Genomic DNA, 14,089 nt, shown 5'->3' with positions numbered 1-14,089 from the left:
GCACGAACGCCGCCCAGCCTCCAGGAGGCGCCGGAACGCGCGAACGCCGCCCGGCCTGGGGTGGCCGAGCGGCGTTTCGAGCGGGAGAAGCTACGGCAGCCGGATCGACAGCGCGTGCCGGAAGGCGTTCGTCGGGTCCCACTGCGCCTTGACCCGCTGCAGGCGCGGGTACGCGTCCTTGTAGTAGAGGGTCGACCACGGCACGCCGGACGTGTTGAGCGCCGGGTCGGCCAGGTCGACGTCGGCGTAGTTGATGAACGAGCCGTCGGTGACCGCGTTGGGCACCGGGACACCGCCGGTGGCCGAGTACACGTCGCGGTAGAAGTCGCGCAGCCAGCCGAGCATCTGCGCGTCCAGCGCCGCACCGTCCCAGTGGACCGTGTGCATGACCTTGAGGACCGAGTCGCGCTGGGGGACGGCCGTCGCGTCGGAGGGCAGGGCGTTGGCCTTGCCGCCGTACGGGTTGAACATGACGGCCGCCAGCGGCGCCTTGATCGACGGGGTCGCGGTCAGGTAGCGGTAGGTGGTGGACAGCTGCTCCGGGGAGTACAGCCCTTTGAGGTAGGCGCCCTTGGCCTTGTTGCGGCGGCCGACCACGTCGCCGGTGTCGGCGAAGCCGGCCTTGTTGGTGGCCATCAGCCACGGCATGGTGGCCTCCTGCACGACCGGGACACCGGCCGGGAGGCCGAGCGGGTCGATCACCGCGGACTTGAAGGCGGCCACCAGGTCGGCGCTGCCGGCCTCCGTGGGGTCCACGACGACCGTCATGAGCAGGAAGGGGTACGTGTTCACGTGCGGCGCGATCAGCGAGGCGCTGAGCGCGGTGAAGGGGGAGTCCGGCGCGCTGTTGCGCAGGTACCACGCCATGTAGTTGGTGAGCAGCTGGATGAACGCCGGTTCCGGCAGGGCCGGCCAGGGGAAGATGTAGTTGATGGTCCGGCTCGCCTTGGGCGGGGCCGGCAGCAGCCGGGTCGGGTCGGTGCCGGTCGCGTTCCAGCTGCGCATCAGGTAGCGGGTGACGACGCCGAAGTTGCCGCCGCCGCCACCGGTGTGCGCCCAGAACAGCTCGCGGTTGGGGTCGTTGCGCTCGCGGGTGGCCAGCACCGTCTTGACCCTGCCGGAGGCGGTGACGGTGACGACCTCGACGCCGTACATGTGGTCGGGGACGATGCCGTTGCGCCGGGCGAGGGCGCCGAAGCCGCCCCCGGCGAAGTGGCCGCCGACGCCGACGGACGGGCAGGAGCCGCCCGGCACGGTGACCCCCCACTCGGTGTAGAGCCGCTTGAACACGTCGCGGAGAGTGGCGCCGGGCTGGATCGAGAAGGCGTTGAACCGGGGGTCGAAGGAGATGTCGTTCAGTCCGGACAGGTCGATCTGCGCCTTGACGGCCGGGTCGGTGACGAACCCTTCGACGCAGTGCCCTCCGCTGCGCACGGCGATCTGCCGGCCGGCCCGCACGGCGGCCTGGACGGCCTGCTCGACCTGAGCGGTGGTGTTGACCACCTGGACGTAGTCGGGGCTGCCGGTGAACCGGCCGTTCCAGTTGCGCACGAGGTCGCCGTAGCGCGCGTCGCTCGGCGGCACGATCACCGACGGCGGCGCGGGGGCCAGGCACGAGGGGCTGGTGATGGTCTCCGCGGCGGCCGGGTCGGCGATGGCGGCGCCCGCGGCGGTGGCGGCGGCGCCGGCGATCACCGTGCGCCGGGATAACTTGGTGGACATGGGCAGGTACCCCACTTCCTAAGTGGACACTGAGGGAACTGTGGCGTGAATCAAGGTATGGAGCGATCGTTCGGGGTCGAACCCCTAGCGGCCCCTAACCGATCTGGTCGCGGACCGCGGTGATGAAGACGAACGAGCCGGGGGTCCACTGGCTCACCACGCTCATCCCCGCCGCGGACAGCCACCCGCGCAGGTCCTCGGGCGTGGACAGGGCGACCGGGATGACCCCGAACGGCGCGGTCTGGAACACCCGGTACAGCGGGTCGGTCGACGGCCGGAAGGTCATGAGCGTGAACGTGCCGCCGGGCCGCAGGCAGCGGCCGACCTCGGCGATCGCCGCGGCCTGGTCCGGCAGGGACTGCAGCGCGTTCCAGATGTTGACCGCGCCGAGGGACGCGTCCCGGAACGGCAGGTTCAGGGCGTTGCCGCGAACGGTCGCCACGCCGGGCAGGCCGGCGCGGATCTGGCGCAGCATCGCCGCGGACAGGTCCAGGGCGACCACCCGGGCGGCGCCGAAGACCTCGGCGATGACGGCGGTCCAGCGGCCGGTGCCGGCGGCGAGGTCGAGGACCGGCCCGTCGACCGGGCGCACGGCGGTGCGCAGGTACTCGTCCTCGTCCTCGACGCTGACCGAGCCGCCCCAGTTGGTGCCCTTCCAGCGCAGGAACGCGGAGCGGATCTCGCTGTAGCACAGCGGCACGTTCTTCGTCATCGGCTCGTGCGGGTCACCGACGCCGAGGGACAGGTCGACGGTGCCGCCGTCGGCCGGGAACACGGCGCCGCAGCCGGTGCAGGCGACCGCGACGGCGTCCGGGCCGGCATTTTGGACGAGCCCGCCGGAGCAGGTGGGGCAGCGCATCGCGGCCAGGTGCGCGGCGTAGGCGGGGGCGGTGCCGGTGTCCGCCGCGGCGGGCAGCCGCAGGTCCGGGTCGGCGCCGTCGGGCTCGGCGCCGTCGTGCTCGGCGGCCCACAGCGCCTTCGCGCCGCTGTAGGCGAGCAGGGAGCGGGTGTCGAGGTGGTACGCCATGCGCACCTGCTCGGCCGGTGCCTGCGCCATCCAGGCCCGGTCGAACTCGCGCTCGGCGAGCGGCAGGGCGCGCCAGTGCGTCGGGTCGGGCCAGATCCGGGTCAGCTCGGGGTTTTGCGGGTCGAGCGGGTCGAGGCAGCGCCGCAGCCGCTCCCGGTCGCCGGCCGGCAGCGGCAGCCCGGCGGTCGCGGCGAGGACCGGGCCGCGGTCCTCCGGGAAGTGCGCCAGCAGGAACGTGAGGGCGAGCAGTTCCGCGCGGGAGGCGCGGCCGCGCCCGGCGAGCACCTCGAGGTAGTCGGCGAGTCCACGGTGGACGGCGGCGCGGACGCGGTCGCCGGGCGCCTCGGCGAGCAGGCCGAGCAGGACGGCGACGGCGGCGGCACGCGGTCCGGTCGTGGCGCGCAGCGCCGCGATCAGCGCCGGCACGGCGTGCTCGGCGGCGTCGGGGTCCGCGGCGGGCTCGGTGATGCCGAGGTCCGCAGCGAGGCCGCGCAGCCGCTCCGGGACACGTCCGGCCGGCGCGGCCAGCAGCCCGTCGAGGGCGGCGAGCCGGGGCAGGGGTGCGGTGGGGTACGTGGTCATGGTGCTCCTCCTCCGGAAAGGCGACAGTGGTTGGTGCCCGGCCGGAGGAGCGGCCCCCGGGGCGGGGCCACCGGGTTCCCCGGCCGTCAGGAGTGGTCGTCGGTGCGGTGCAGGCGGGTCACCGGCTCGTCGACGCTGTACCAGCCGGAGCGCGTGCCGTCCCACACCGCGCCGTCACCGAAGTGCCGGGGTGTGATGTAGGCGAACTCCTGGCTGCCGGCGACGAGCTGGTCCAGGCCGACGAGGTACACCCGGGTCTCCGGGTGGTTGCCGAGCGGTGTGGCGAGGATCCGGCTCCGGGCGCCGATGTAGGCGCGCTCGTACTGCTCGACGAGTTCACAGAGCCGGTCGACGGCGTCCTGCAGGGGCAGGCCGTCGCGCTCGTTGAGCAGCCGCACCGAGTTCATCGGTGTGGTCTTGCGCTGTGCGGTGCGGTAGGACAGCAGGTCCGACACGATGATCATCTGTCGGCAGGCGTGGGCCTGCAGTTCACGGAACTCCGGGGTGCCGACGAACGGGGACATGTCCACGGCGGCGGCGTACTCGGTGAGCAGACCGAGGACGCGGTACCGCATCCGCGCGGCCCGGCGGTCGAGGCACGTGTCCAGGTCGGGCGCGTCGGTCGGCGGCAGGGCCGGCACCGCCGAGACGACCTCGGCGTGCAGGGCGGCCAGCCCCTGGTCGAGGCGTTCCCGCTGGGCCTGGGACAGCCCGACGACGAGACGGCCGAACAGGTCGCGCGCCGCGTTGAGGTACGACGACTCCGGTTGTCCCGCGCTGTCGCCGTCCTTGACGCCGGCCACCACTCCGCCGAGCAGGGACCCGGCGCCGATCGTCTCGACGGCGTTGACCAGCTGGTACCAGTCCGACACGCACAGCGCCTTCTCCGGCTCGGCGTTGGGCACGGTCAGCGGGCCGTAGAGACCGTTGCGCTGGCGCAGGAAGCGCAGCAGCTCCTCCTCACCGGCGAAGCAGTCGCCGAGGAAGCGGCGCACCCAGTTGTTGGACGCGGTTTCGAGCTGCACGGCGTTGGCGTGGTAGGCGACCGGGATCAGGCGGGGCAGCTCCGGCAGGTAGAGCTGGCGGCCGGTGGGCGGCGGAGTGCTGGAGTCGGGCATGACGAGCTTCCGTATCTCTGTTGGCGCCGGCGCGGGCTCCGCGGCGGGGCGGAGCCGTGCTGCCGGCCGGGCTGCGGCGGTCGAACATCGGTGATCTGGCGTGCTGCGTTACGCCGCGACCTCGAGCACGGCGCGGTCCAGCACCCGGTCGGCGGCGAGGATAGCCCGCTGCAGGTCCTGCAGTGCCCAGCAGGGTTCCAGCCCCAGCTCGTCGCGCAGCACCCGGCGCGCGACCTGGAACACCTGCAGCGCGTCGCCGGCCCGCTCGGAGCGGTACAGGGCGAGCATGAGCTGCCGGTAGAAGGCCTCGCGCAGCGGGTGGCCGGCGGTGAGGCCCTGCAGCGGCGCGATGAGCTCGCGGTGCCGGCCGAGCTGGAGCATCGCCTCGATCAGCAGCTCCTGACACTCCAGGCGGGTCTCCACGAGCGAGGTGAGGTAGCCGTCGAGGATCGGGCCGGGGCTGAGGTTGTCCAGGATCGGCCCGCGCCACAGGTCCAACGCGGCCCGCAGCGTGCCCCGCGCGGCCTCCGGCCGGTGCTCGCGCAGCTGCTGGCGGCCCTCTTCGGCGAGGCGGGTGAACTGCTGCGCGTCGATCTCGCCGTCGCCGACGTCCAGCACGTACCCGGACGCGCGGGTCACCACCGGGCCGCCGGCCGGGCCGCCCGGATCGTTGTCGGCGAGCGCCTTGCGCAGCTGCGACACGTACACGTGCAGGCCCGCCATGGCCCGCCGGGGCGGGTGCTCACCCCAGATCTCCGTGATCAGCTGCTCCCTGGTCACCAGCTGGTCCGCGCGCGCCAGCAGGGTGCTCAGCAGCGTCTGCACCTTGCGGCTGCCGACACTGGTGCGGCGTCCCCGGTCGATGATGCACAGGGGCCCGAGAATCTCGTACCTCATGCGATTGCCTCCGTCATGCGGTCCGGGAGACGCTTCTTCGCTCCCGAACACAACGTAAGAAGGGGCGGGCGGCGCTGGTACCCCTACCCGCCCCTGCTCGCGGGTCAGCCGAGGACGAGCCGGACGAGCTCGTCGACGTCCATCGACTCGATCGCGGCCCCCTGCGGGTCCTGCGGTGCGGCCACCGCCCGGACCGGCATAGGGGCCGCTGTAGGGGCCGCTGTAGGGGCCGCTGTGGGGCTCTCCCGGGTGGCCGCGGGTGCGAGGAGCACACCGAGCTCCTCGGCCAGCAGGGCGGCCGTGGGGTGGTCGAACACGAGCGTCGACGGCAGCGGCAGCCCGGTGCTCTGGACCAGCCGGTTGCGCAGCTCGAGTGCCATCAGGGAGTCGAAGCCGAGCTCCCGGAACGGCCGCTGCACGTCCACCGTGTGCGCCGGGTGGTCGGTGACCGTGGCCACGTGCGTGGTCACCAGGTCGACCAGGGCCCGGTGCCGGTTCGCGGCGGGCAGGGCGGCGACGCGGTCGGCGAAGCGCTCCTGCGCCGCCGGCACCGGCACGGGCACCGCCGCCGGCGCGGCGGCCGTGCGGGCGAGCCGGCGCAGGATCGCCGGGACGGCCCCGGCGCTGCGGATCGCCGCCGGGTCCAGCGCGGCGGGCAGCAGCGCCGCCGCCCCGGTCGCGATCCCGATGTCGAACAGCTCCAGCGCCTCGGCGTTGCTCAGCCCCCGCATGCCGGAGCGGGCGATGCGTTGCAGGTCGGCGGCGCCGAGGTGGCCGGTGACGCCGCTGGGCTGCGACCACAGCCCCCACGCGAGGGACGTCGCGGGCAGCCCCAGCCCCTGCCGGTGCCAGGCCAGGGCGTCGAGACAGGCGTTGGCCGCGGCGTAGTTGGCCTGGCCGGGCCCGCCGAGCACGCCGGCCGCCGCGGAGAACAGCACGAAGCTGCGCAGCGGCAGGTCGCGGGTCAGCTCGTGCAGGTGCCGTGCACCGTCGACCTTGGGCCGCAGCACGCGGGCCAACTGCTCGCCGGTGAGCTGGGTGACGACGGCGTCGTCGAGCAGGCCGGCGGCGTGCACGACGGCGGTCAGGTCGGGGCCGATGCCGGCCAGCAGGGCCGCGACCTGGTCGCGGTCGCCGATGTCGCAGGCGTGCACCCGGACGGTCGCGCCGAGCCCGGTGAGCTCCTCGACGAGGCCGGCCGGGGCCGTGCCGCCCCGGCTGACGAGGGCGAGGCGCCGGGCGCCGTGCACGGTCACCAGGTGCCGGGCGACGATCCCGCCGAGGGTGCCGGTGCCGCCGGTGACCAGGACCGTCCCGGCCGGGTCGAGCGGCGGCTCGGGGCCGGTGTTGGCGCTGGCCGGCACCCGCGTCACGGCCGGGCGCAGCGGCTGCCCGGCGCGGATCGCCAGCTGCGCCTCGCCCTGCTCGGCCGCGGCGGCGAGCACGGCCGGCAGCGCCGCCAGGGAGGCGGGGTCGCCGTCGAGGTCGCACAGCACGAACCGGTCCGGGTGCTCGGTCTGCGCGGAGCGCAGCAGCCCCCAGGGGGCGGCCGCGGCCGGGTCCTCGACGGTGTCGCCGGGCCCGGTCATCATCGCGCCGCGGGTCAGCAGCACCAACCGGGTCTGCGCACCGCCGGGTGCGGCCAGCCACCCCTGCACGGTGGTCAGCAGCTCGGCCAGGTCCCGGCCGTCCCACCACGGCAGCAGCACCGTGCCGGCACCGGCCGCCGTGGACAGGTCCTGGTGCGCGGCCGTGGGTGGCAGGCCGGCGGCGGCGGCCACCGCGGCGGCCGCGGGTCCGGCGACGGCAAGGCGGTCCGGGTCCGGTGCGGCGCCGGTCGGTAGCGGCGACCAGTCGAGATGGAACAGCGCGTCGTGCCGCGGCGCGGTGAGCGACGCCTTCAGCTGCTGCATCGACACCGGCAGCATCGCGACCGCCTCGACGCTCGCGACCAGCCGTCCGGCCTCGTCGGCGACGGCGATCGTGGTGCCCTCCGCCGACGGGGTGAGACGCACCCGCAGCGACCGGGTGCCGCGGCCGTGCAGCCGCACCCCGCGCCAGCCGAACGGGATGCGGGGCCGTTCGGTGCTGTCGCCGCGGTCGGCGAGCAGCCCGGTGAGGTCCTCGCTGATGCGGTCCAGGCCGAGCGCGTGCATGGTCGCGTCGAAGAACGCCGGGTGCAGGTCGTAGCCGCCGAAGTCGCAGCGGTCCGGGTAGCGCACCTCGGCGAACAGCTCCTCGCCGCGCCGCCACGCGCGGCGCAGCGACCGGAACGACGCGCCCCAGTGGTAGAAGCCGAGCTCGTCGTGGCGGTCGTAGAAGCGGTCCGCGTCCAGCGGTTCGGCCCCGGCCGGCGGCCAGGCGGCCAGGTCGTCGGGGCCGGGGCCGGTGACCGGCTCCCCGGCGGCGAGGGCACCGCGGCCGAGCGCGACCCAGTCCTTGCGGGCCGCCCCGTCGCGGGCCCGGCAGCGCAGCGTCACCGCCCGGCGCCCGTCGCCGTCCGCAGCGCCGAGGCGCAGCTGGAGGTCGACGACCCGGTCCGGGGTGAGCAGCAGCGGCGACTCGTGGGTGAACTCGGCGACCACCGGGCAGCCGATCTCCCGCCCGGCCCACGCGGTCAGCTCCACCCACGTCGTGCCCGGCACCACGATCTCGTCGAAGACGACGTGGTCGTACACCCACGGCTGAGCGCGCAGCGACATGCGGCCGGTGTACAGCAGCGCGCCGTCGTCGAGCTCGACGAGCGCGTCGAGGAGCGGGTGCCCCGGCCCGTCGCCGCCGCGGTCGGCCGGTCCTGGCGTGTCGAGCCAGAACCGCTGGTTCTGGAACGGGTACAGCGGCAGCTCCACGTGCGCGTCGCCGTGCCCCGGGTGCAGGTCGGTCCAGTCGACGCCGACCCCGTGCGCGTGCGCGGCGGCCAGGGCGGCCACGTAGCCGGACGGCTCCGGTTGCCGCGGCCGGCGTACCGCCACCATCGGCATCCCGTCCGCGTCGGGCAGGCACTCGCGGGCCAGCCCGGTGAGCGCGGTGTCGGGGCCGGCCTCGACGAGCATCGTGACGCCGAGGCCGGGCAGGGCCCGGACCCCGTCGCAGAAGCGCACGGTGCCGCGGGCGTGCCGGACCCAGTACTCCGGATCGGTCAGCTCGCCCGGGCGGGCCGGCGCGCCGGTCACGTTCGACACGATCGGGATCGCCGGCTCGTGCCAGGTCAGCGCGGCGGCCACGGCCCGGAACCGGGCCAGCATCGGCTCCAGCAGCGGGGAGTGGAACGCGTGGCTGGTGCGCAGCGGCTTGGTCCGGTGCCCGAGGGCGGCGAGCCGGGCGCCGATCGCGGCGACCGCGTCGTCGTCGCCGGACACCACCGTCGACTGCGGCCCGTTCACCGCGGCGATGTCGGCCCGGCCGGGGAACGCGGCCACCACCGGCGCGACGACGTCGAGACCGGCGCGCACCGACAGCATCCCGCCGCCGGTCGGCAGCGCCCCCATCAGCCGCCCGCGGGCGGCGACGAGCCGCGCGGCGTCGGCCCGCGACAGCACGCCGGCGGCGCAGGCGGCGGCGAGCTCACCGATCGAGTGCCCGATCAGCTGGGCGGGCCGCACCCCGTGGGTCTGCAGCAGGGTGAACGCGGCCACCTCGAACGCGAACAGCGCCGGCTGGGTGTACTCGGTGTGGTCCAGCAGCGCCGCTTCCGCGGTGCCCTCGGCCGCCCACATCACCTCGCGCAGCGGCCGGGGCAGGTGCGGGTCGAGCAGGTCGCACAGCTCGTCGAGCGCGGCGGCGAAGACCGGGAACGCGTCGTACAGCTCGCGGCCCATGCCGGCCCGCTGCGCGCCCTGGCCGGAGAACAGCACCGCCACCTTCGGCGCGCCGGCCGCCCGTCCGGTCGTGATGCCGCGGCCGGTCTCCCCGGCGGCGAAGCGGTCCAGCGCCGCGGCGAGCCCGGCGGGATCGGTGTGCACGACCGCCCGGTGCTCCAGCAGGGCCCGCCCGGTGTGCAGGGCGTGCCCGACCGCGGCGGCCGGCAGGTGCGGCCGGTCGCGCAGGAACGCGGCGAGCCGGGCGGCGTGCGCGCGCAGCGCCGGCTCGGAACGCGCCGACAACGGCAGCGGCACCGGCCGGACGGCATCGGCCCCGGCCCCGGCAGCGGCCCCGGCATCAGCGTCGGCGTCGGCGTCGGCCGGTACGGCGGGCGCTGCCGGAAGCTGTGGCGCCTGGCCGAGGATGACGTGCGCGTTGGTGCCGCTCACGCCGAACGCCGACACCGCCGCGTGCCGGTCCCGGCCGTGGTCGGGCCACGGGATCCGCTCGGTCAGCAGGGACACCGCCCCGGCGGACCAGTCGACCCGCGGGGTGGGCTCGTCAACGTGCAGGGTGCGCGGCAGCTCGCCCTGCCGCATCGCCTGGACCATCTTGATGATCCCGGCGACGCCGGCTGCGGCCTGGGTGTGCCCGATGTTCGACTTGATCGAGCCGAGCCACAGCGGGCGGTCCGCCGGCCGGTGCCGGCCGTAGGTCGCGATGAGCGCCTGCGCCTCGATCGGGTCGCCGAGGCGGGTACCCGTCCCGTGCGCCTCGACCGCGTCGACGTCCCCGGCGTCCAGCCCGGCCGCGGCGAGCGCCTGGCGGATGACCCGCTGCTGGGCGGGGCCGTTGGGGGCGGTGAGGCCGTTGCTGGCGCCGTCCTGGTTGACCGCCGAGCCGTGGATGACGCCGAGGACCCGGTGCCCCTTGGCGCGGGCGGTGCTGAGCCGCTCCAGCAGCAGCAGTCCTGCGCCCTCGCTCCAGCCGGTGCCGTCGGCGGCGGCCGCGAACGGCTTGCACCGCCCGTCGGGCGCCAGCCCGCGCTGCCGGCTGAACTCGGTGAACACGCCCGGGTCGGCCATCACGGTGACGCCGCCGGCCATGCCGAGCTCGCACTCGCCGGAGCGCAGCGCCTGCACCGCCAGGTGCACCGCGACCAGCGACGACGAGCACGCGGTGTCCACGGTGACGGCCGGGCCCTGCAGGCCGAGCGTGTACGCGATCCGGCCGGAGGCGACACTGCCGGTGGTGCCGGTCAGCAGGTACCCCTCGCTGCCGGGTCCGCCGCGGCCCATGCCGCCGCCGTACGGCTGGGACCAGGCGCCGACGAACACGCCGGTGTCGGTGCCGCGCAGGGTGCCCGGGTCGACGCCGGCGTGCTCGCACACCTCCCACGCCAGCTGCAGCAGCAGCCGCTGCTGCGGGTCGGTGGCGAGGGCCTCGCGCGGGGTGATGTCGAAGAACGCCGGGTCGAAGTCGGCCGCGTCGTACAGGAACCCGCCGCGCTCGGTGGTGCACGTCCCCGGGTGGTCCGGGTCCGGGTGGTAGAGCCGCTCGAGGTCCCAGCCGCGATCGGTGGGGAACCGCCCGGTGGCGTCGAACTCACCGGCGACGGCCCGCCAGAGGTCCTCCGGATCGTGGATGCCGCCCGGGTACCGGCAGGCCATGCCGACGATGGCGATCGGCTCGCCGGCCACCTGGACCGGCGCGGCGGCCACCGGCACCGGCACTGGCACCGCCGCCGGCTCCGGTGCGGCGAGCCCGGCGAGGTGGACCGCCGCGGCGGCCGGGGTCGGGTGGTCGAACGCGAGCGTGGACGGCAGCCGCAGCCCGGTGGCGGCGGTCAGCAGGGCACTGAGCTCGACGGCGAGGACCGAGTCGAACCCGAGATCGCGGAACGGCCGGTCGGCGTCGATGCGCTCGGCGGCCCGGCCGGTCACGCCGGCGGTGTGCCGCACGACGAGCTCCAGTGCGGCGGCCGGTCGCTCGGCCGCGGGCCGCCGCAGCAGGTCCCGCTGCCACGCGGACGCCGGTGCGGCAGCGCTGCCCTCCTCGGAGGCCGCGGCGATCGCCGCCGGTGCCGCAAAGGGGGCGGGCGGTGCCGGTGGTGCCGGCGGCGCCGCTGGTGCCGCAGGCGCCGCGGGTGCCGCAGGCGCCGCGGTCAGTTCCGCCATCAGCGGGCGGGGGCCGGCGGCCTGGTACAGCGGCAGGAAGCGGGGCCAGTCGACGTCCGCCACCACCACGTGGGTCTCGTCGGCGGCCAGGGCCCGTTCCAGCTCGTCCAGGGCGGCCGCCGGGGGCATCTGGCGCAAGCCGCGCCGCTGCAGGCGGGCCGCCAGGTCCCGGTCGGCGGCCATGCCGTCACCGGCCCAGACCCCCCAGGCGATCGCGGTCGCGGTGCGGCCGAGCGCGCGGCGGCGGGCGGCGAGCGCGTCGCAGGCGGCGTTCGCGGCCGCGTAGGCCGCCTGCCCGCCGCTGCCCCACACCCCGGCGATCGAGGTGAACAGCACGAACGCGTCCAGCGGCGCGCCGCCGAACAGCGCGTCGAGGTTCGCGGCCACGGCTGCCTTCGCGGTGACCGCCGCGAGGCCGGCCGGGTCGAGGGAGTGCAGCGGCGTGTCGGCGACGGTGCCGGCGGCGTGCACGACCGTGCGGATCGGCCCGTGCTCGGCCCCGATCCGGCGCAGCAGCCGGGACAGGGCGCCGCGGTCGGTGGCGTCGCAGGCCTCCACGACCACCTCGGCGCCGAGCGCGGCCAGCTCGTCACGGGCCTGCTCGGCGCCGGGTGCGGCGAGCCCGCGCCGGCTGACGAGGACGACGGTGCGGGCGCCGCGTTCGACGAGCCGCCGGGCGACCTGCCGGCCGAGCCCGCCGGTGCCGCCGACGACGAGCGCCGTGCCGCTGGTCCGCCACGTGCCGCCGTCGACACCCGTGCCGCCGTCGAAGTCCGATCCGCCCTCGATGCCCGGGCCGCCGTCAAGGCCAGGGCCGGTCTCGACGTCCGGACCGGCCTCGGCGAGCACGAGCCGGCGGACGAACAGCTCCGCGTCGCGGATCGCGATCTGGTCCTCACCACCGCCGATCGCGGCGCGCAGGGCGGTGAGCGCCCCGTCGCCGGGCAGGGCGGGCAGGTCGGCGAGGGCCACCCGCAGCGCGGGCAGCTCGAGCGCGGCGGTGATGCCCAGCCCCCACACCTGCGCCTGGGCCGGCACCGGCCGGTCCGTGCCGGTGACGGCGACCGCGCCCTGCGTCAGTATCCACAGTGGACCGCGGTGCCCGGCGGCGTCCGCGGCCTGCAGCAGCGCCAGGGTGCCGGTCGGGTCGCCGAGCGCGAGCAGCGAGACGATCCCGCGGTCAGGGGCGGCGGCGAGCGCGGCCGGCAGCTGCTCCGGCGACGTCACGTGGACCGTGCCGGCGTCGCCGAGCACCTCGGGGAGGCGGGCCGCCCACGCCGCCGCCGAGGCGCCGGCGGGCGCCAGGACCAGCCAGCGTCCGGCCGGCGGGTTCGGCCCAGCCGGCGCGGGAGTGCGGGCGTGCCAGGCGATGCGGTGCCGGGCCGGCGCGGATACCGGCGCCGTGGCGGGCTCGGCGACGGGCCGGCCGGCGGGTGCCTGTTCGGGCAGGTACCAGTACGACTCCTGCTCGAAGGCGAACGTCGGCAGGTCTGCGACCGGCTGCCGGCCCGGGGCGACGGCCGCCCAGTCGACCGGCTGGCCACCGGCGTGCAGCGTCGCCACCGCGGTGAGCAGCGCCTCCGGCTCCGGGCGGGTACGGTGCAGGACAGCGGCGACCGGGTGGCCGGCGGCCGCCGGGTGGTCGCGGACGAGCTGGCTGAGCGTCGCGTTCGGGGCCAGCTCCAACCAGCGGCTGACGCCGAGCCCGGCGAGAGTGCCGACGCCGTCGGCGAAGCGCACCGCCTCGCGGACGTGCCGGACCCAGTAGTCGGCGGTGGCGAGCTCGTCCGGGTCGGCGAGCCGGCCGGTGACGTCGGAGACGATCGGGATGCTCGGACGGTGGTACGTCAGCCGCGCCGCCACCTCGCGGAACTGCGGCAGCACCGCGTCGACGTGCGGGGAGTGGAACGCGTGCCGCACGGCGAGGCGGCGCACCCGCCGGCCCAGGGCGGCGAAGTGGGCGCCGGCGGCGGACACGGCGGCCACGTCACCGGCGACCACGACGGAGCGTTCGGCGTTGACCGCGGCGATCGAGGCGTCGCCGCCGTGGTCGCGCAGGTACGCGGCGAGCTCGTCCTCGGTCGCCTCCAGCGCGGCCATCGCGCCGGTGACCGGCAGCTGCTGCATGAGCCGGCCGCGGTGGGCGACCAGGACCGCCGCGTCGTCCAGGGTCAGCACCCCGGCGACGTGCGCGGCGGCGAGCTCACCGATGGAGTGCCCGGCGAGGTAGTCGGGCACGACGCCCCAGTGCTCGAGGAGCCGGTACATCGCCGTCTCCAGCGCGAACAGCGCCGGCTGGGTCCAGGCGGTCCGGCCGAGCAGCTCGGCGCCGTCGGTGCCGGGCTCGGCGAACAGCACGTCGCGCAGTGAACCGCCGAGCAGCGGGTCGAGCGCCGCGCACACCTGGTCCAGCGCCGCGGCGAAGACGGGGAACGCGTCGTACAGTTCGCGGCCCGCCCCGGGACGCTGGGCGCCCTGCCCGGCGAAGACGAACGCGAGCCGGCCGTCGCGGGCGGTGCCGGTGACGAGCCGCGCGTCGGTGCGGCCCTCCGCGAGGGCGGCCAGGGCCTCAGGGCCGCGGAACACCGCCCGGTGGGTGTGGTGGGTGCGGACGGTGGCGAGCGTGTGGGCCTCGGCGGCGGTCAGGTCGCGCCCGCCGAGGTGGCCGGCGAGCTGCCGCGCCTGCCGGGCCAGGGACTGCGGCGACGGGCCGGAGAGCAGGCCGGGCAGGGCCGGCGCCGGCGGCTGCGGTACGGCTTGCGGGG

The 14,089-nt window shown here is 76.2% G+C and carries 5 protein-coding genes; all 5 read right to left on the bottom strand.

All coding sequences use genetic code 11. The features are described 5' to 3' along the window. Positions 1-90: 90 nt before the first annotated feature. Positions 91-1,722 carry an FAD-binding protein gene (locus AB0H83_RS46640; RefSeq protein WP_360108646.1) on the bottom strand — a complete coding sequence of 544 codons (1,632 nt, stop codon included), beginning with the start codon at positions 1,720-1,722 and terminating at the stop codon, positions 91-93. A 94-nt stretch (positions 1,723-1,816) separates the two neighbouring features. Continuing rightward, complete coding sequence (locus AB0H83_RS46635) at positions 1,817-3,331, bottom strand: class I SAM-dependent methyltransferase (RefSeq protein WP_360108643.1); 1,515 nt, start codon at positions 3,329-3,331, stop codon at positions 1,817-1,819. Between the two features lie 86 nt (positions 3,332-3,417). After that, positions 3,418-4,449, bottom strand: a complete 1,032-nt coding sequence (locus tag AB0H83_RS46630) for a hypothetical protein (RefSeq protein ID WP_360108640.1) — start codon at positions 4,447-4,449, stop codon at positions 3,418-3,420. A 108-nt stretch (positions 4,450-4,557) separates the two neighbouring features. Continuing rightward, entirely contained in the window at positions 4,558-5,346 is a 789-nt protein-coding gene (locus tag AB0H83_RS46625; protein WP_360108637.1) for an AfsR/SARP family transcriptional regulator, read from the bottom strand. 104 nt (positions 5,347-5,450) lie between these two features. Beyond that, positions 5,451-13,910, bottom strand: a complete 8,460-nt coding sequence (locus tag AB0H83_RS46620; protein ID WP_360108634.1) for a type I polyketide synthase — start codon at positions 13,908-13,910, stop codon at positions 5,451-5,453. Positions 13,911-14,089 lie beyond the last annotated feature (179 nt).

The sequence above is a fragment of the Dactylosporangium sp. NPDC050688 genome (genome assembly GCF_040654515.1).
Lineage (GTDB): Bacteria > Actinomycetota > Actinomycetes > Mycobacteriales > Micromonosporaceae > Dactylosporangium.
The sequence above is the reverse complement of the archived record's forward strand: the minus strand, read 5'-3'. Positions and strand labels throughout refer to the sequence as shown.